Source organism: Noviherbaspirillum pedocola (genome assembly GCF_016632335.1).
GTDB lineage: Bacteria > Pseudomonadota > Gammaproteobacteria > Burkholderiales > Burkholderiaceae_D > Noviherbaspirillum_A > Noviherbaspirillum_A pedocola.
Genome location: NZ_JAEPBG010000010.1, coordinates 50,026 through 66,746, shown reverse-complemented (window position 1 = coordinate 66,746; position 16,721 = coordinate 50,026). Strand labels below are relative to the sequence as shown.

At 59.8% G+C, this 16,721-nt stretch carries 17 protein-coding genes; 14 read left to right on the top strand and 3 right to left on the bottom strand.

Features of this window, described 5'->3' with window-relative positions; all coding sequences use genetic code 11:
• Positions 1-33: 33 nt before the first annotated feature.
• From JJB74_RS20935 to JJB74_RS20890, 10 genes are all read left to right on the top strand, one after another.
• Positions 34-915 carry a ParB/RepB/Spo0J family partition protein gene (locus JJB74_RS20935; protein WP_200595106.1) on the top strand — a complete coding sequence of 294 codons (882 nt, stop codon included), beginning with the start codon at positions 34-36 and terminating at the stop codon, positions 913-915.
• A 281-nt stretch (positions 916-1,196) separates the two neighbouring features.
• Positions 1,197-1,538 carry an ATP synthase subunit I gene (locus JJB74_RS20930; protein ID WP_200595105.1) on the top strand — a complete coding sequence of 114 codons (342 nt, stop codon included), beginning with the start codon at positions 1,197-1,199 and terminating at the stop codon, positions 1,536-1,538.
• A 13-nt stretch (positions 1,539-1,551) separates the two neighbouring features.
• Positions 1,552-2,385 carry a F0F1 ATP synthase subunit A gene (gene atpB, locus JJB74_RS20925; protein ID WP_200595371.1) on the top strand — a complete coding sequence of 278 codons (834 nt, stop codon included), beginning with the start codon at positions 1,552-1,554 and terminating at the stop codon, positions 2,383-2,385.
• Positions 2,386-2,473: 88 nt separating this feature from the next.
• The gene (gene atpE, locus JJB74_RS20920) at positions 2,474-2,719 is read left to right on the top strand and encodes a F0F1 ATP synthase subunit C (RefSeq protein ID WP_200595104.1); all 246 of its coding nucleotides are present in this window, start codon (positions 2,474-2,476) and stop codon (positions 2,717-2,719) included.
• Positions 2,720-2,800: 81 nt separating this feature from the next.
• Positions 2,801-3,271 carry a F0F1 ATP synthase subunit B gene (locus JJB74_RS20915; RefSeq protein WP_200595103.1) on the top strand — a complete coding sequence of 157 codons (471 nt, stop codon included), beginning with the start codon at positions 2,801-2,803 and terminating at the stop codon, positions 3,269-3,271.
• A gap of 2 nt (positions 3,272-3,273) precedes the next feature.
• Complete coding sequence (locus JJB74_RS20910; RefSeq protein ID WP_200595102.1) at positions 3,274-3,807, top strand: F0F1 ATP synthase subunit delta; 534 nt, start codon at positions 3,274-3,276, stop codon at positions 3,805-3,807.
• A 40-nt stretch (positions 3,808-3,847) separates the two neighbouring features.
• A complete protein-coding gene (gene atpA, locus JJB74_RS20905; protein ID WP_200595101.1) occupies positions 3,848-5,389 on the top strand; it encodes a F0F1 ATP synthase subunit alpha in 1,542 nt (513 codons plus the stop codon).
• 30 nt (positions 5,390-5,419) lie between these two features.
• Complete coding sequence (gene atpG / locus JJB74_RS20900; protein ID WP_200595100.1) at positions 5,420-6,289, top strand: F0F1 ATP synthase subunit gamma; 870 nt, start codon at positions 5,420-5,422, stop codon at positions 6,287-6,289.
• Positions 6,290-6,361: 72 nt separating this feature from the next.
• Positions 6,362-7,762 (top strand): F0F1 ATP synthase subunit beta, encoded by a 1,401-nt coding sequence (gene atpD, locus JJB74_RS20895; protein ID WP_200595099.1) that lies wholly within the window; start codon positions 6,362-6,364, stop codon positions 7,760-7,762.
• Between the two features lie 87 nt (positions 7,763-7,849).
• On the top strand, positions 7,850-8,272 hold the full coding sequence (locus tag JJB74_RS20890; RefSeq protein ID WP_200595098.1) for a F0F1 ATP synthase subunit epsilon: 423 nt from the start codon (positions 7,850-7,852) through the stop codon (positions 8,270-8,272).
• Between the two features lie 56 nt (positions 8,273-8,328).
• Here the strand turns inward: JJB74_RS20890 and JJB74_RS20885 are convergent, their stop codons facing one another.
• Entirely contained in the window at positions 8,329-8,724 is a 396-nt protein-coding gene (locus JJB74_RS20885; RefSeq protein ID WP_200595097.1) for a hypothetical protein, read from the bottom strand.
• A gap of 255 nt (positions 8,725-8,979) precedes the next feature.
• Here JJB74_RS20885 and JJB74_RS20880 point away from each other — a divergent pair, with 255 nt between their 5' ends.
• Both JJB74_RS20880 and JJB74_RS20875 read left to right on the top strand, forming a co-directional pair.
• Positions 8,980-9,420 carry a CoA-binding protein gene (locus JJB74_RS20880; RefSeq protein ID WP_200595096.1) on the top strand — a complete coding sequence of 147 codons (441 nt, stop codon included), beginning with the start codon at positions 8,980-8,982 and terminating at the stop codon, positions 9,418-9,420.
• Positions 9,417-10,223: a PPK2 family polyphosphate kinase gene (locus JJB74_RS20875; protein ID WP_200595095.1), complete on the top strand. Its 807-nt coding sequence runs from the start codon at positions 9,417-9,419 to the stop codon at positions 10,221-10,223. Before JJB74_RS20880 ends, JJB74_RS20875 begins: the two co-directional genes overlap by 4 nt.
• A 49-nt stretch (positions 10,224-10,272) precedes the next feature.
• Here JJB74_RS20875 and JJB74_RS20870 read toward each other — a convergent pair whose 3' ends face one another.
• Complete coding sequence (locus tag JJB74_RS20870) at positions 10,273-11,781, bottom strand: glycerol-3-phosphate dehydrogenase (RefSeq protein ID WP_200595094.1); 1,509 nt, start codon at positions 11,779-11,781, stop codon at positions 10,273-10,275.
• A gap of 310 nt (positions 11,782-12,091) precedes the next feature.
• Between JJB74_RS20870 and hemE the strand changes: the two genes are divergently transcribed.
• Together hemE and JJB74_RS20860 are read left to right on the top strand one after the other, a co-directional pair.
• The gene (gene hemE / locus JJB74_RS20865) at positions 12,092-13,180 is read left to right on the top strand and encodes a uroporphyrinogen decarboxylase (RefSeq protein WP_200595093.1); all 1,089 of its coding nucleotides are present in this window, start codon (positions 12,092-12,094) and stop codon (positions 13,178-13,180) included.
• An 812-nt stretch (positions 13,181-13,992) separates the two neighbouring features.
• Positions 13,993-15,993, top strand: a complete 2,001-nt coding sequence (locus JJB74_RS20860; protein WP_456093996.1) for a primosomal protein N' — start codon at positions 13,993-13,995, stop codon at positions 15,991-15,993.
• Between the two features lie 66 nt (positions 15,994-16,059).
• Here JJB74_RS20860 and JJB74_RS20855 read toward each other — a convergent pair whose 3' ends face one another.
• The gene (locus JJB74_RS20855; RefSeq protein WP_200595091.1) at positions 16,060-16,644 is read right to left on the bottom strand and encodes a hypothetical protein; all 585 of its coding nucleotides are present in this window, start codon (positions 16,642-16,644) and stop codon (positions 16,060-16,062) included.
• Positions 16,645-16,721: the final 77 nt, after the last annotated feature.

Genomic DNA, 16,721 nt, shown 5'->3' with positions numbered 1-16,721 from the left:
ACGAGCAACAACTTCTTCTAGTGAATCACGCATATGGCAATTAAGAAAACCAAAGGATTGGGTCGCGGCCTCGATGCACTGCTCGGCGGCCATGGAGATATCAGCGAAGCCGTACCTGATTTGCCTGGTGCGCCACCAGTATTGCCTATCGCAAAATTGCAGCCTGGAAAATACCAGCCGCGAACGCGAATGGATGAAGGTGCACTCAATGAGCTGGCCGAATCGATTCGCGCTCAGGGTTTACTGCAGGCACTGCTCGTGCGTCCCTTGCCAGGCCAGGAGGATCGCTATGAAATCATCGCAGGCGAACGCCGTTTCCGCGCGGCACAGCTTGCTGGCCTGAATGAAGTCCCGGTAATGATCAAGGCGGTGGACGATCTGACCGCCGCGGCCATGGCGCTCATCGAGAACATGCAGCGCGAAGATCTGAACCCTCTCGAGGAAGCACAAGGCATGCACAGGCTGATCAGCGAATTCGGCTTTACGCATGAACGCGCCGCCACCGCGGTTGGCCGCTCGCGCAGCGCAGTATCAAACCTGCTGCGCCTGCTCAACCTGGCGCAACCGGTGCAGACCATGCTCATGGCCGGAGACATCGACATGGGTCATGCACGCGCCTTGCTAGCAGTCGACGCGGCCACACAGATCACGCTGGCGAATCTGATTGTCGCCAAGCGTCTTTCCGTGCGCGAAACGGAAAAGCTCGTAGCGCGTGCGAATTTGCCGGAAGAGGAAAGCAAAGAGCCGGCGCAGCGTGAGAAATCACGGGACATTCTTCGGCTCGAAGAAGAATTGAGCGATGCGCTCGCCACGTCAGTCATCATCAAGGTAAACACGCGCAATCGCGGTCAGCTGGTCATCGACTTTGCCAGCCTCGATACACTTGATGGGGTTATCGCACGTCTACGTCGCTGAATTCCACGCCATCCATGCAATAACGCAAAGTCGAGCGATGGTAAAACTACGAGGATGCTTTACTTCCAGCGACATGTATGTTCCATCGTCGCTGATGTCGTATTTTTAGCGTTTGTTGCAGTGCACTTAGGCACATTCTGTGTTTGACGCGATAAAAAGAATGCACTTATAATCCCGTGGCTTCAGAATTCGCACCCAGCAGCAGCATCCCCGTAACATTAAGACGAACCACGGCCCGTACCGGAAAAGCAGGACGCCAACGGGTTGCATGAACTTGGACCATGTTTCGCCTCGTCCTCTTGCAACTGTTAATGACTTTCCTTGCCGGTGCGATCGCAGGATTCGCAGGCGGTGTCCATGCGCTGGTTTCAGCCTTGCTGGGCGGATTGTGCTGTGTAGTGCCGAATGGTTTGTTCGCGCTCCGACTGTCGGCGGCCGCGCGGAACGCAGAAGCCATTAACCCGATGTCATTTTTCATTGGGGAATTTATCAAGATTGCGCTGACGATCGGGATGTTTGCCGCGGTCGTTTGGCTGTACCACGATGTGAACCGGCTGGCGCTGATCGCTGCCTTCATCGTGGCGCTGAAAAGTTACATCATCTTATTGTTTAGGCACAGATAACATGGCGACTGAAATGGCTGCTGGCGCGGCGACGGAGCATGCTGCTCCGACGGCGTCCGAATACATCGTCCACCACCTCGGACATCTCTCCACTCACCATCAGGAAAAGATCGTCGACTTTTCCATCATCAACATGGACACGATGTTCTGGTCCATCGCGATGGGTGTGCTCGGTTTGCTCATCATGTACATGGCCGCGCGTCGCGCCACTCCAGGCGTTCCTGGCCGCATGCAGGCTTTTGTCGAAATGATCGTCGAAATGGTCGACGATCAAGCCAAATCGATCGTGCACGGCAACCGTGCCTTCATCGCTCCGCTGGCACTGACCGTGTTTGTCTGGGTCGCGCTGATGAACTCGCTCGACTTCCTGCCGGTTGACCTGTTCTCGGCACTGTTCCACTGGTTCGGTTTGGAAAACGTCTTCCCGCATCACCGCGTCGTGCCCACCGCCGACTTGAACGGCACTCTTGGCATGGCCGTCGGCGTGCTGGTGCTGATGCTGTACTACAACCTGAAAATCAAGGGCTTTGGCGGATTTCTGCACGAAATCTTCAGCGCGCCGTTCGGCATCTGGCTTGCGCCCTTCAATCTTCTTCTCAATATCATCGAATTCGCCGCAAAAACTGTCTCGCTCGGTATGCGACTGTTCGGCAACATGTACGCTGGCGAGCTGCTGTTCCTGCTGATTGCCTTGCTTGGTTCCACCGCGACCGTCTTCGGTTTCGTGGGCCAGGTGATCGCAGGCTCGATGTGGGCAATCTTCCACATCCTGATCGTGCTGTTGCAGGCGTTCATTTTCATGATGCTGACGCTGGTGTACATCGGCCAGGCGCATGAAGGCCATTGATCAGTATGAAAAAGCGGCAGTGGCGGCAGTGGTAGTTTTTTCTTAATTTAATTTTTCACTTTTCAACTTTAACTTTGAAGGAATAGTCATGACTGACGTCTCTTTTGTTGCGCTCGCTTGTGGTCTGATCATCGGTCTGGGTGCTATCGGCGCCTGTATCGGTATCGCAATCATGGGTGGCAAGTACCTGGAATCCTCCGCTCGTCAGCCTGAACTGATGAACACCCTGCAAACCAAAATGTTCCTGCTGGCTGGTCTGATCGACGCTGCGTTCCTGATCGGTGTTGGTATCGCCATGCTGTTCGCGTTCGCGAATCCGTTTGTCCGCGGCTAATTCGGTTCGCCGAAATTCGCCTCTTGCTGGAATGGGCTCGCACAGGCTTTCAGCACTCGACATTCTGAGAAGGACACCACCATGAACTTGAATGCAACCTTGTTTGCGCAGTTCGTGGTCTTCTTCATCCTGGCGCTGTTCACGATGAAATTCGTGTGGCCGCCACTGATGAACGCGCTCGACGAGCGCGCCAAGAAGATCGCGGACGGTCTGGCTGCTGCCGAACGCGGCAAGCTGGAAATGGCTGCGGCCGAGAAGCGTGTGCAGTCGGAACTGGCTTCGGCCAACGACGCTGTGCAAAAGCGGATCGCCGACGCCGAAAAGCGCGCGCAAGCCATCATCGAAGACGCCAAGCGCGTCGCCGCTGAAGAAGCTGCCCGCATCGTCGCCAGCGCACGCGCTGACGCCGAGCAGCAGGTCAGCCAGGCCCGCGACGCACTGCGCTCGCAAGTGGCAACCCTGGCAGTCCAGGGCGCCGAGCAGATCCTGAAGCGCGAAATCGATCCGACGGCACATGCCACGCTGTTGAACCAACTGAAGACCGAGCTGTAACCATGGCCGAACTCGCAACGATTGCCCGTCCCTACGCCGAGGCGCTGTTCGAGGTGGCCCGGTCCGGTAACCTGGCTTCCTGGTCCGAACTGGTGTCGGCGATGTCTGCGGTTGCCGCCAATCCTGTCATGCAGGAACTGGCAAGCAATCCGAAGGCTTCCGATACCCAGATCGTCGACGCCTTTCTGGCCGCTCTGAACGCTCCGGTGAACCCGGAACTGAAGAACTTTATCGGCATGCTGGTCGAAAACGGCCGCCTGTCGCTGATGCCGGAAATCGCGGAGCAGTTCCATGCGCTGCGCAATGAGCAGGAAGGCGCCGCAGACGCGGAAATCGTCAGCGCGTTCGAGCTCTCCCCCACCCAGGTGAACGACCTGGTGGCGACGCTGGAAAGGAAATTCGGCCGCAAGCTCAATCCGTCCGTGACCGTGGACAACTCGCTGATCGGTGGCGTGCGCGTCGTGGTCGGCGATGAAGTGCTGGATACCTCGGTGCGCGCGAAGCTGCAGCAAATGCACACCGCACTGACCGCCTGAACGCAACGCGCGGCAAGCGACATCATATTTAGGAGTCATCATGCAACTCAACCCGTCTGAAATCAGCGAACTGATTAAAAGCCGGATCCAAGGCTTGGGCGACAGCGCCGAAATCCGCAACCAGGGTACCGTCATCTCCGTTTCCGACGGCATCTGCCGCATCCACGGCCTGTCCGATGTGATGCAGGGCGAAATGCTGGAATTCCCGGGCAACACCTTCGGCCTGGCGCTGAACCTCGAGCGCGACTCGGTCGGCGCCGTTATCCTGGGCGCCTACGAGCACATCTCCGAAGGCGACACGGTCAAATGCACCGGCCGCATTCTCGAAGTGCCTATCGGTCCGGAACTCAAAGGCCGCGTGGTCAACGCGCTGGGCCAGCCTATCGACGGCAAGGGCCCGGTCACGACCAAGCTGACCGCCCCGATCGAAAAGATCGCCCCGGGCGTGATCGCCCGTCAATCGGTGTCGCAGCCGATGCAAACCGGCCTGAAGTCCATTGACGCGATGGTGCCCATCGGCCGCGGCCAGCGCGAGCTGATCATCGGCGACCGCCAGACCGGTAAATCCGCTGTCGCGATCGACGCGATCATCAACCAGAAGGGCCAGGGCATGACGTGTATCTACGTCGCCATCGGCCAGAAGGCATCGACGATCAAGAACATCGTGCGCGCGCTGGAACAGCATGGCGCGATGGAATACACCATCGTCGTCGCCGCTTCCGCTTCCGAGTCGGCCGCGATGCAATATGTGTCCGCTTACTCCGGCTGCGCGATGGGCGAATACTTCCGCGACCGCGGTGAAGATGCGCTGATCGTGTACGACGATCTGTCCAAGCAAGCCGTGGCTTACCGTCAGGTATCGCTGCTGCTGCGCCGTCCGCCGGGCCGTGAAGCTTTCCCTGGCGACGTGTTCTATCTCCACAGCCGCCTGCTCGAGCGCGCCGCTCGCGTGAACCCCGACTACGTCGAGAAATTCACCAACGGCGAAGTCAAGGGCAAAACCGGTTCGCTGACCGCTCTGCCGATCATTGAAACTCAGGCTGGCGACGTGTCCGCCTTCGTTCCGACCAACGTGATCTCGATCACCGACGGCCAGATCTTCCTGGAGACCTCGCTGTTCAACGCCGGTATCCGTCCCGCGATCAACGCCGGTATCTCGGTGTCCCGCGTCGGTGGCGCTGCGCAGACCAAGGTCATCAAGGGCCTGTCCGGCGGTATCCGTACCGACCTGGCGCAGTATCGTGAACTGGCCGCATTCGCGCAGTTCGCTTCCGACCTCGACGAATCGACCCGTCGCCAGCTCGAGCGCGGTGCACGCGTGACCGAACTGCTGAAGCAGCCGCAATACTCGCCGCTGCCGATCTCGCTGATGGCCGTGTCGCTGTTCGCCGTGAACAAGGGCTACTTCGACGACGTGGAAGTGAAGAACGTGCTGGCTTTCGAATCCGGCCTGCACAACTTCATGAAAACCAGCCACGGCGCGCTGCTGCAGAAGATCGAAGACACCAAGGCGCTCGACAAGGATGGCGAAGCTGCGATGGCGGCCGCGATTGCCGACTACAAGAAATCGGTCTCGTTCTGATTTCACCGCGGCGATAAGGAGTAAGCACTCATGGCTGTAGGTAAAGAGATACGCGGCAAGATCAAGAGCGTAGAGAACACGAAGAAAATCACGAAGGCGATGGAGATGGTCGCCGCATCCAAAATGCGCAAGGCGCAGGACCGGATGCGCGCTGCCCGTCCCTACAGTGACAAGATTCGGAACATCGCTACCAACCTGGCCGAGGCAAACCCGGAGTACACCCATCCGTTCCTGGTGAAGCAGGACGCATCCAAGACGGTGGGCATCATCGTGGTGACCACGGACAAGGGCCTGTGCGGCGGCTTGAACACCAACGCGCTGCGGGTGCTGACCAACAAGATGCGCGAGCTGGAAGGCCAGAACCTGAAGATCGAAACCGTTGCCATCGGCAACAAAGGTTTTGGCTTCCTGAACCGCGTTGGTGCGAAGGTCGTCTCCCACGTGACCCAGATCGGCGATACGCCGCACCTGGAAAAGCTGATCGGACCGGTGAAGGTGCTGCTGGATGCGTACCAGGAAGGCCGGCTGGATGCGGTCTACGTGGTGTACAACAAGTTCGTCAACACGATGCGCCAGGAAGCGACGCTGGAACAGCTGCTGCCGCTGGGCGCGGGCCGCATGAAGAGCGAGCGCACCCGTCCGACCTGGGATTACATCTACGAACCGGATGCCCAGAGCGTCATCGATGATTTGCTGCTGCGTTACGTCGAAGCGCTGATTTACCAGGCAGTGGCCGAAAACCTCGCGTCCGAGCAGTCGGCGCGGATGGTCGCGATGAAGGCGGCCTCGGACAATGCCGGTAACGTGATCAGCGAATTGCGCCTCGTGTACAACAAGACGCGCCAGGCAGCGATTACGAAGGAACTGTCGGAAATCGTCGCCGGCGCCGCTGCGGTGTAACGGATGCAATCGGTCTGAAGCGCGTAGGCGCTCAACGGAATTTATACATATCTCAATATTGAAGGAACGAAAATGGCTGATGGCAAAATCGTTCAGTGCATTGGCGCCGTGGTGGACGTGGAATTCCCGCGCAATGCCATGCCCAAGGTTTACGACGCGCTGAAGATGGAAGGCTCGGAGCTGACGCTGGAAGTGCAGCAGCAGCTGGGCGACGGCGTTGTGCGTACCATTGCGCTGGGCAGCTCCGACGGTCTGCGTCGTGGCATGATCATTCAGAACACCGGTCGTCCGATCATGGTGCCTATTGGCCCGGCGACCCTGGGCCGCATCATGGACGTGCTCGGCAACCCGATCGACGAATGCGGTCCGGTCAGCCATGAGCAGACCGCATCGATTCACCGCGCCGCTCCGGCCTACGACGAGCTGTCGCCGTCGCAGGAGCTGCTGGAAACCGGCATCAAGGTGATCGACCTGGTTTGCCCGTTTGCCAAGGGCGGTAAGGTTGGCCTGTTCGGCGGCGCCGGCGTGGGCAAGACCGTGAACATGATGGAACTGATCAACAACATCGCGAAGGCGCACTCGGGTCTGTCCGTGTTCGCTGGCGTGGGCGAGCGTACCCGCGAGGGCAACGACTTCTACCACGAGATGGCCGATGCCAAGGTCGTGGATCTGGAAAACCCGGCGAACTCGAAAGTCGCGATGGTGTACGGCCAGATGAACGAGCCGCCGGGCAACCGTCTGCGCGTGGCGCTGACCGGTCTGACCATCGCCGAAGGCTTCCGCGATGAAGGCCGCGACGTGCTGTTCTTCGTCGACAACATCTACCGTTACACCCTGGCCGGTACCGAAGTGTCCGCGCTGCTGGGCCGTATGCCTTCCGCCGTGGGCTACCAGCCGACGCTGGCCGAAGAAATGGGCCGCCTGCAGGAGCGCATCACCTCGACCAAGGTTGGCTCGATCACCTCGATTCAGGCCGTCTACGTTCCCGCGGACGATCTGACCGACCCGTCGCCGGCAACCACCTTCGCCCACCTGGATTCGACCGTCGTTCTGTCGCGTGACATCGCTTCGCTCGGTATCTACCCGGCAGTGGATCCGCTGGACTCGACCTCGCGCCAGCTGGACCCGCAGGTCGTCGGCCAGGACCACTACGAAACCGCCCGCGCGGTGCAGGGCACGCTGCAGCGCTACAAGGAACTGCGCGACATCATCGCGATTCTGGGCATGGACGAACTGGCTCCGGAAGACAAGCTGGTCGTGGCGCGCGCACGGAAGATGCAGCGCTTCCTGTCCCAGCCCTTCCACGTCGCGGAAGTGTTCACCGGCTCGCCGGGCAAGTATGTGCCGCTGAAGGAAACCATCCGCGGCTTCAAGATGATCGCTTCCGGCGAACTGGATCACCTGCCCGAGCAGGCGTTCTACATGGTCGGCACCATCGACGAAGCCATCGAAAAGGCCAAGAAGATGCAGTAATGACGGCTGCAGCGGCGCTGCTACAAACGCGACGCCGCTCTCCGTCTTACTGTGACTGGTCCTTCGATGGTTGAATAAGGTTCTGATATGGCAAACACAATCCACGTAGACGTCGTCTCCGCCGAAGAGGAAATCTTCTCCGGTGAAGCCGAATTCGTCGCGTTGCCGGGTGAAGCAGGCGAGCTGGGTATCTATCCCCGGCACACCCCGCTGATCACCCGCATCCGTCCGGGTGCGGTTCGCATCAAGGTGACCGGTCAGTCCGAAGACGTGTTCGTCTTCGTCGCCGGCGGCCTGATGGAAGTGCAGCCGGATACCGTCACCGTGCTGGCCGATACCGCGATCCGCGGCGCCGACCTGGACGAGGCGAAGGCAACGGAGGCGAGACGCCTTGCCGAGGAATCGCTGGCCAACCGCGAGTCGCAAATCGATTACGCGGCGGCGCAGGCCGAACTGGCAGTGGCAATTGCGCAACTGGCGGCGATACAGAAATATCGGCAGAAGCGCTGAAACGCAGCGGCATCAACATAAAAAGGCAGCGGAAGCTGCCTTTTCTTTTTTTCGCATCAGGACTTCGATGCGCTTTGCGGAAAAAATTTACTGCTTGAGTATCCAAAGGTACAAGTCACCATCGATTTGTCTTTATCCACTGCAGTAAGTCCCAAAATCTTCCTATTTCTGGCGTAGGCAATTGTCACGAAATTGTCGTTGGTCTCGGAATGGTAAAAATAAAGCGGAACAGTGAATCTACCCGGTTCATAACCATATGCAGTGCCATCGGTGACTGCAACCACCAATTCGCTACCGCCCCGAATTTGCCAAGTCTTGTCGCCGAATTGCACACCACTACCGGTCGCCGAAAAATCCAGAGGTTTTTCATTCGTTACATTCAGCGTACCGAAATAGGTGCATGAATCTTTCGGAAGCAATCGGTAAAGACCACTTAATGCAGGCAACACCATATTCCTGATTCGAGGTATTTACCGGATAAAAGTCGGAGGCGTTTCTTCGTCCGCACACTGCATTAACCATGTCGTGCCGCGCGAAATAACGGGAGTGCGCTGAACTTGCTACCTCACGGCGCCCGGTGAGTTCCTGCTGCAAACGGCGCACTGAATCACTTACCGGATCAAGCGCAAAGCAGCCAAACGCCAGTCCATTACAATCCCGACAGTCCGGCTCCGCCCGGCCGTTTCCCCCTTCCCAAGGAGCGTTCGATGTCCAAGGCATACGCCTCCATCGCCGAGGTGCTCGCACGCGGCCGCACGGTCGCTGTCGTCGGCTTGTCAGCCAGGCCCGAGCGCGACAGTCATGAAGTCGCGCATTACCTGCAGCGGCATGGCTTTCGCATCATTCCGGTCAATCCGACGTATGCCGGCTCACATATCCTCGGCGAACACTGCTATGCCAGCCTGACGCTGGCCGCCCGGGAGAATACCGCCATCGATGTGGTCGACTGCTTTCGCAAGCCCGAAGACATTCCTGCCGTCGCGCGCGAAGCGGTCGCCATCGGCGCGCGTTGCCTGTGGATGCAACTCGGTATCGTCAGCGAGGAGGCGGCGCAAATCGCCAGTGCTGCCGGCATGACGGTCGTCATGGATCACTGCATGAAGCTCGAGCACATCGCGCTCCACGGCATGGACACGGGGATGGCATGAACGCACGCGAACTGTTCCGGCTGTCAAAAAAGTACCGGGTGCGGAATGAGGATGCGTCGGCCAAGCCGCTGTCTTCGAACGACAAGGCAGTGGACAAGTCGATTGTCGAAACCTTGAGCCAGGAAATCGCCGCGCTGCAGGACATCTTCTATGCCGAGCATCGGCGCAAGATCATGATCGTGCTGCAGGGCATGGACACTGCCGGCAAGGACGGCACCATCCGCGCGGTCTTTCAGTTCACGGACCCGCTCGGCATACGCACCATTGCCTTCAAGGCGCCGTCCACGGCAGAAAAGGAGCACGACTTTCTGTGGCGCATACACTGGCAGGTACCGGCGCAGGGCGAAATCGTCATCTTCAACCGCAGCCATTACGAGGATGTGCTGGTGCCACGGGTGCATCACTGGATTGATCCAGGCGAATGTCGACTACGCTATGCGAACATCCGCGACTTCGAACGGATGCTCTCCGAAACCGGCACCGTAATCCTGAAGTTCTTCCTGCACATCTCGAAGGATGAGCAACGCGGCCGCCTGCAGGCCCGCCTGGACGACCCGCAAAAGCATTGGAAATTCGATCCGCAGGACCTGGAAGAGCGCAAGCTTTGGGAAGACTACCAGGACGCCTATACCGAAATGCTGCAGGAAACCGATGCCGAGCATGCGCCTTGGTATGTCATTCCGGCGGATTCCAAGACGCATCGCAACCTGGCGATTGCCACGGTCATCCGGGACACTCTGGTCGGCATGAAGCTCGCCTATCCGGAGCCGCGCGAGGATTACGCCAACATCAAGGTGGTGTGAAACGCGGCGAGCGCTGCTGCGGCAGCGCCGGCTTCTGACCGCGGCGCGCTCAGACCGCGGCCGCGTATTGCCGTGCGGTCGCCTCGGTAATCCAGGCATCCAGGCGCACTTGTGCATCGGCTTGGGACAAAGGGCCAGAACGCGTGCGACGCAGAATGTCGACCGCCGTCTGCGCCCATTCCATCTCCCTCAGATAGCGCAACTCGAGTTCATGCATCCCCGGCAGGATCTCCCTGCCCAGATCCTCCACGCTCGCGCAATTTTCCAGCAGCCGGTGCAGGCGGCTGCCATAGAGGCGGCTGTACCGTGCGATCAGCAGTGGCGGCGCCCAGGAATAGCGCTGCTTCGCCCCCTGTACATACAAATGGAATTCGCTGACCGCACGATTTGACGGCACCGGACCGTACAAGTCGCCGCCCGGAAGACAGCATTGGTCTGTCCATGTGCCGCCCTGGCTGTGCAGGCGGGCGGCGATTTTGCCCACCGCTTCTTCCGCCAGCCGACGGTGACTGGACAGACTGCCGCCAACTACCGAGAGCAGGGGCGCCTCTTCCGTCGTCGTTGTAAGACGGTAATCTCTTGCCGGCTGCCGCTTGCCCGGCGTCTCGCTCGCCGCCAGCCAGACATTGGAACGCGACCAGACCACATCCGCGGCTGTCATCTGCGCGGTGAAGTAGCGATTGAAGGTTTGGCACAAGGTGGCGATATCGTCATCCGCAGCATGATCGTCATCGCTGATCACGCTCAACAGGGCCATACCGGCGCCCTGCGGAACGACATGCACCTGTCTGCCATCAGCCGCGCGCAACAGGTAAGCATATTCGTGGCCGACATGGCGCGTGGACAGTAGTTGTGTACTCCTGCGCGCTTTCGCCTCCACGGTGTCGCACTGGGCGTCCTGCAGCACCGCATTGACACTGCCACCTGTTGCATTGATCACCGAACGCGTTCGCACGCCGGTCGTTTTTCCGTGTTCACCACGCAGCACCGCTTCCCAACCGCCTGGCACGCGCTGTAACGAGCGGCAAGCCGTGCGTGTCAATATCCGCGCTCCACCTTCGGCCGCGTCCATGGCGTTGAGAACGGTCAGCCTGACCACATCGAAGGCGACATCCGAATACATCCAGCCATGGCTGTACTCCGGTCGCAGTGGTCCGCCAGCGGCATGGTGCAACAGGTCAACTTCGCGCGACGCAGGGAACAGGCCACCCTTGCCGAGCAGATTCTGCAAACCGATTGCCGAACGTATTTTCCAGCCGCTACCTTCCGCAGCGGTTTGCGGCACGACGACACGCAGGCATTTACCGAGTTGCGGTGCGCAGCGCAGCAACGTCTCGCGCTCGGCGATGGCCATGCGCAAAGTAGTGAGATGTACCGGATCCTCAGCCGGCGCGGTGTCGCGCATCGGGCAGCAAGACAGGGCCGACGCCCGCTCGGCGAGATCACCTTCTTCACACAGGGTGACGGACAAGCCGCGTCCAGCGGCATCGCGGGCGATCGCCGCTCCGATCAAACCTCCGCCAATCACGAGGAGATCGCAGTCGATCGTAAAATCCATAAATTCATCCTTCCGCCGGGGCATACCTTTTCCCGGCTTTGCTGCAACTGTGACGAGAATGCCTGAATGCGTTGATGACATGGCGCAGGGAATGGCGAGTCGCCACGTCGAATCACCGTACGCAAGCCGTCATCATCTTCAGCAACGTTGCAAAAACAATATCACGACGCTGAAGAGCGCCATGTCGATCGCCTCAACAGGAGGGAAAATGGAGAACACAGGCCGAACATCGCCCGTACGTTGAAAAAAGCTTGCAGTCTGCCGCCATGGGCCATAATACCGGCTTCCCAAAATTCACCCACCCATGCCGATGGCCACACCGTTCGCAGCACTTCAAAACGACACTTTTCTGCGCGCGCTGCTGCGCCAACCCACGGACACCACCCCGGTATGGCTGATGCGTCAGGCAGGGCGTTACCTACCCGAATATCGGGCCACGCGTGCAAGAGCCGGTTCCTTTCTCGGCCTGGCGAAGAATCCGGATTTCGCCACGGAAGTAACCCTGCAGCCCCTGGATCGCTATGCGCTGGACGCCGCCATCCTGTTTTCGGACATTCTTACGGTACCGGACGCCATGGGATTGGGCCTGCATTTCGCGGAAGGCGAAGGACCCAAGTTCGAAAGGCCGCTGCGCGACGAGGCGGCAGTCCGCGCGCTGAAGGTGCCGGACATGGAAAGCCTGCGCTATGTCTTCGATGCCGTCACCCAGATCCGCACCGCCTTGCAAGGCAGGGTTCCGCTGATCGGCTTCTCCGGCAGCCCGTGGACACTGGCCTGTTACATGGTCGAAGGTGGCGGCTCGGACGATTTCCGCCGGGTCAAGACGATGCTTTATGACCGTCCTGACCTGATGCATCACATACTCCGCACCAATGCCACCGCCGTAGCAGCCTATCTGAATGCGCAGATCGAAGCGGGCGCTCAGGCCGTCATGATTTTCGATACCTGGGGCGGCGCTCTGGCCGATGGCGCCTTTCAGGAGTTCTCATTGCGCTACATGCGCGATGTGCTGGCTCAGCTCAAGCGTGAACATGAGGGCGTGCGCATACCCAGCATTGTTTTCACCAAGGGCGGCGGCCTGTGGCTGGAAGAGATGGCCGATAGCGGCGCGGATGCGCTCGGATTGGATTGGACGGTCAACCTCGGCACTGCGCGCAAGCGGGTCGGACACAAGGTAGCGTTGCAAGGCAATCTCGATCCTTCCGTCCTGTTCGCCAATCCCGAACGTATCGAACAGGAAGTGGTGCGAGTGCTCGACTCCTTTGGCAGGCCGGATGATCGCGGCGGCCATATATTCAACTTGGGTCACGGCATCTCGCAATTCACGCCACCTGAGTCCGTTGCGGTCCTCGTCGACACAGTGCACAAATACAGCCGCACGATGGCGCAGCACGCCTGAACGCTTCTGCGGAGCAGCAGTGGCCTGGAATGTTAAATTTGCTCAGGCAACTCTTGATGTCGCACTTATGCACAAAAAAACTTGCAAGCATATTTTCACGTGACTTGCCAATATGTCCATGAAATTTCACACAAAAGCTTTTTAAGTCATTGAAATTAAAGAGTAATTATTTTTGCAACCTGTGTGGATTTACAGGCTTGCAAATCTGCGGCAGTGGTTGTAGCCCCAGGCTCCCAAATTTGTGCACAAAGTTATCCACAGTTTGAACTTGGGAAAAAACGCATTTGTAATCCGGGGTTTAGCGTCCCGTCCTTCCATGGCCCGTGAAGTGGTACGAGCCTTGCACAAGGGAAATCCCACTGTACGCAGTTACATTCCGACGGGCATTTTTGCTTTCAGAAAAGCTTTCTGCTGTTTCAAGATTTCTTCGTGAGAAGTTTGTTAAATTTTTTCCCCGATATGCCGAATGGCATCGGAAAGGCGTTCGTTATCCGGATGAATGAAGCATGCGTAACAATGATTTCGCTTCACTTATTCACACCGGAGACATTGTGCGCAGCACAAGCGTAACGAAGGCGTAACAAAAACGTTCTGTCCTAATACCTTGATTTAAAAGGAAAAAATATACTCCGCGCGCACTGATTGGCGAGTTTCGCCCGGGTAAACGTTTGCCAGCGAGGTGTCAAGAGCCTTTTGTTCACAAAATTATCCACAGGCTGTGTGGACATCAGAAAAAGTTGTTTAGTAAACCGCGACTTAGCTCGCAAACTCAGGATTGCTTCCAGGTGGCACCGATCAGGATACTCAAAGTGGTGTTGGATACACCCATCGACCAGGTCTTCGACTATTGCTGGGAAGTCGGAGAAGCGGCATCGGAGCCCGTGCCGGGACAATTCGTCCTGGTGCCCTTCGGCCCACGCGAAGTCATGGGGCTGATCGTTGCCGTCAGCGATACGAGCGATCTGCCAACGGAAAAGCTGAAATCGGCACTGGCGATCCGGGATCAGGTGCATCCGGTCGCGGACGCATGGATTGCGCTGTGCCGCTTCGCGGCCGAGTATTACCAGCGGCCGCTGGGCGAGGTCGCCTTGCCTGGCGTGCCCAAGAATCTGCGCACAGCCAAACTGGTGGCGCTGAACCGGGCCCTGAAGAAAATCGCGGATGGCTTCAGCAACCAGGATGCGACGCCTTTTGGCATGCCGGCGCTGAACCGCGCGCAGGAAGACGCGGTGGAAGCCATCGACGCCGCGCGCGCATATGCACCGATGCTCCTGTACGGCGTAACCGGCAGCGGCAAGACCGAGGTCTATCTGCAGGCGGCGGCACGGCTGCTGGCGCGTACGCCGGATGCGCAGATCCTGATCCTGGTGCCGGAAATCAATCTGACGCCGCAGCTGGAATCGAACGTGCGTGCGCGCTTTCCGGGGCTGCATGTCGCGACCTTGCACAGCGGCCTGGCCGAAGGCGAGCGCATGCTTTCCTGGCTGGCCGCGCATCACGGCCATGCCCGCATCGTGCTCGGCACGCGCCTGGCGGTGTTGGCCTCGCTGCCGCGCCTGGCGCTGATCATCATCGACGAGGAGCACGATCCTTCCTACAAGCAACAAGAGGGATTGCGCTATTCAGCGCGCGACCTGGCGGTCTGGCGCGCGCGCCAGCTCGACATTCCCATCGTGCTCGGCTCGGCCACGCCCTCGCTGGAAAGCTGGCTGCACGCGCAATCGCGCCGCTACCGCCGCCTCGAACTGCGCGAGCGGGCCGTGCCCGATGCGGTCCTGCCGACGGTGCGCCTGATCAACATGGAGCGCGACCGCCCGATCGAAGGCCTGACCTCCACTCTGATGACCGCGCTGCGCCTGCGCCTCGAGCGGCGCGAACAATCGCTACTCTTTCTGAACCGGCGAGGCTATGCGCCGGTGCTGCATTGCGACTCCTGCGGCTGGCTCAGCAATTGCCTGCGCTGCAGCGCGTTCATGGTGCTGCACAGGCCCGAGCATTGCCTGCGCTGCCATCACTGCAGCCTGGAATTGCGCATTCCGCGCGCCTGTCCGACCTGCGGCAATGTCGATCTGCAACCGATGGGACGCGGCACCCAGCGCGTCGAGGAAGGCCTGCAGCGCCTGTTTCCCGAGGCGCGCATTCTGCGTATCGATGCCGACTCCACCCGGCGCAAGGGAACGGCCCAGGCGGCATTCGACAGCGTGCACCGCGGCGAGGTCGATATCCTGATCGGCACGCAAATGGTCGCCAAGGGGCATGACTTCAAGAACCTGACGCTGGTCGGCATTTTGAACCCGGACACCGCGCTGTTCTCGCATGACTATCGCGCCAGTGAGCGTCTTTTCGCGCAATTGATGCAGGTGTCGGGACGCGCCGGGCGGGCAGGGCAGAAGGAGGGAGGCAGCGCCAGCGAAGTCTGGATACAGACACGGTATCCGCAACATCCGCTCTACGGTGCGCTGATGGCGCATGACTATGACCGCTTCGCCGACGACCTGCTGACCGAACGGCAGCAGGCCGGCTTGCCGCCCTTCGTCTACCAGGCGCTGCTGCGCGCCGAAGCACGCGAACTGCAAACCGCGCTGGACTTCCTGCAGGCCGCGGCCGGGGCGATCGACCATCCCGGCATCACCATCAACGACCCGATTCCGATGACGATGACCCGGGTTGCCAACGTCGACCGCGCCCAGTTGCTGCTGGAATCGCCATCGCGGCCGGCGCTGCAGGCGTTTCTTCGCGGCTGGATGCCGCTGCTGCGCGCCATGCGTACACGGGCGCGCTGGTCGCTGGAAGTGGATCCGGTCGATATCTGAAGTGGCATTGACGCGCTATCGACGCGTCGCCGTGCCAGACACGGGTGGCGTTTTGGAAGCGCCCGCTCAGCTCTCCGCGTGCGGGCGGAATGGCTGCCTTGTCGCGGCGTCGATATAGTTCGGCGGCGCCACCGGGTCGAAGTCCTCCCAGTCCCCAGCGACGATGCTGCCTTCGGCGAATTCCAAGTCGGATGCGCCGACTTCGCGCAGGGTGTCGAGCGCCCGGTCGCGCATGCCGTCGCCGCCGACCGCCACCGCCACCAGCATGCCGGACAGGCGGATCGGCACGCGGTTGCCGCCGCTGCCATCCTCCTTCGTGCCGCCCATGGCGCCCATCATCTGGCCAACATGCCCGCCGACTAAGGCGCCGGTGACCGGACCGATCGGTCCAGCGATCGGCGTGGCAATCGCACCGACCGCCGCGCCGATCGCCGCTCCCGCCGCGCCGCCGGCGAGATCGGCCTTGCCGGTGTTTTCCGCGCCGGGCGACTGATCGCGATCACCGCCAATCGGATGCTGCGCATGCTGCCCGGCCGGCGTGACGAAAAACACGCTGATCTGATCCGGCGCGAAACCGGCCTGTGCCAGGGCTTCCGCAGCCGTTTGCGCGCTGGCTTGTTGTTCAAACCTTCCTGCGATGATCGTACTCATGTCCCTCTCCTTGGGCAGTGAGGCTGTCTCTGAATGCTTTACAAGGAGATAAGAGCAGCCGGGTTGCCAATAGTTCT

What these genes read in the sequence shown, in the direction of transcription:
- JJB74_RS20935 (WP_200595106.1), top strand. Translation starts at nt 34, where the DNA reads ATGGCAATTAAGAAAACCAAAGGATTGGGTCGCGGCCTCGATGCACTG.
- JJB74_RS20930 (WP_200595105.1), top strand. Translation starts at nt 1,197, where the DNA reads ATGTTTCGCCTCGTCCTCTTGCAACTGTTAATGACTTTCCTTGCCGGT.
- atpB (WP_200595371.1), top strand. Translation starts at nt 1,552, where the DNA reads ATGGCTGCTGGCGCGGCGACGGAGCATGCTGCTCCGACGGCGTCCGAA.
- atpE (WP_200595104.1), top strand. Translation starts at nt 2,474, where the DNA reads ATGACTGACGTCTCTTTTGTTGCGCTCGCTTGTGGTCTGATCATCGGT.
- JJB74_RS20915 (WP_200595103.1), top strand. Translation starts at nt 2,801, where the DNA reads ATGAACTTGAATGCAACCTTGTTTGCGCAGTTCGTGGTCTTCTTCATC.
- JJB74_RS20910 (WP_200595102.1), top strand. Translation starts at nt 3,274, where the DNA reads ATGGCCGAACTCGCAACGATTGCCCGTCCCTACGCCGAGGCGCTGTTC.
- atpA (WP_200595101.1), top strand. Translation starts at nt 3,848, where the DNA reads ATGCAACTCAACCCGTCTGAAATCAGCGAACTGATTAAAAGCCGGATC.
- atpG (WP_200595100.1), top strand. Translation starts at nt 5,420, where the DNA reads ATGGCTGTAGGTAAAGAGATACGCGGCAAGATCAAGAGCGTAGAGAAC.
- atpD (WP_200595099.1), top strand. Translation starts at nt 6,362, where the DNA reads ATGGCTGATGGCAAAATCGTTCAGTGCATTGGCGCCGTGGTGGACGTG.
- JJB74_RS20890 (WP_200595098.1), top strand. Translation starts at nt 7,850, where the DNA reads ATGGCAAACACAATCCACGTAGACGTCGTCTCCGCCGAAGAGGAAATC.
- JJB74_RS20885 (WP_200595097.1), bottom strand. Translation starts at nt 8,724, where the DNA reads ATGGTGTTGCCTGCATTAAGTGGTCTTTACCGATTGCTTCCGAAAGAT.
- JJB74_RS20880 (WP_200595096.1), top strand. Translation starts at nt 8,980, where the DNA reads ATGTCCAAGGCATACGCCTCCATCGCCGAGGTGCTCGCACGCGGCCGC.
- JJB74_RS20875 (WP_200595095.1), top strand. Translation starts at nt 9,417, where the DNA reads ATGAACGCACGCGAACTGTTCCGGCTGTCAAAAAAGTACCGGGTGCGG.
- JJB74_RS20870 (WP_200595094.1), bottom strand. Translation starts at nt 11,781, where the DNA reads ATGGATTTTACGATCGACTGCGATCTCCTCGTGATTGGCGGAGGTTTG.
- hemE (WP_200595093.1), top strand. Translation starts at nt 12,092, where the DNA reads ATGGCCACACCGTTCGCAGCACTTCAAAACGACACTTTTCTGCGCGCG.
- JJB74_RS20855 (WP_200595091.1), bottom strand. Translation starts at nt 16,644, where the DNA reads ATGAGTACGATCATCGCAGGAAGGTTTGAACAACAAGCCAGCGCGCAA.